The organism is Sphingomonas sp. LH128, from assembly GCF_000293195.2.
In the GTDB taxonomy this organism is placed as follows: Bacteria; Pseudomonadota; Alphaproteobacteria; order Sphingomonadales; family Sphingomonadaceae; genus Novosphingobium; species Novosphingobium resinovorum_A.
Genome location: NZ_ALVC01000626.1, coordinates 1 through 310, shown reverse-complemented (window position 1 = coordinate 310; position 310 = coordinate 1). Strand labels below are relative to the sequence as shown.

1 protein-coding gene is annotated in these 310 nt (G+C 63.2%); it reads right to left on the bottom strand.

The window, feature by feature from the left end:
* Window positions 1-106: 106 nt before the first annotated feature.
* Window positions 107-310: hypothetical protein (locus LH128_RS30655; RefSeq protein WP_008833575.1), on the bottom strand; the 204-nt coding region annotated here is incomplete at its 5' end.

Genomic DNA, 310 nt, shown 5'->3' with positions numbered 1-310 from the left:
AGCTGGGCGCAGTCGGCGTTCGCGGGCGCTGCGCCAATGTCGATGGTGTAGGACAAGGGATCCTCCGTCGATCCTCCATGGATCGCCCGTCCCCTTCCCCCTCATCTCAAGGGGCTTCAGGTTCGATCGTGAAGTTCCAGCCATGGATATGGAGCATTTCGTTCTCGCTGCGGTCGAAGGCGAGGAAGATGGAATCGAGGTCGGCACCGGGTTCGATCAGCAATTCGAGCGTGTGATGCGTGCTGTCTGCGACCACCGCGCGCGTATAGCCGGCTTCGCGGGCTTCGGCCTCGGTGTGGATCGGCGGCGG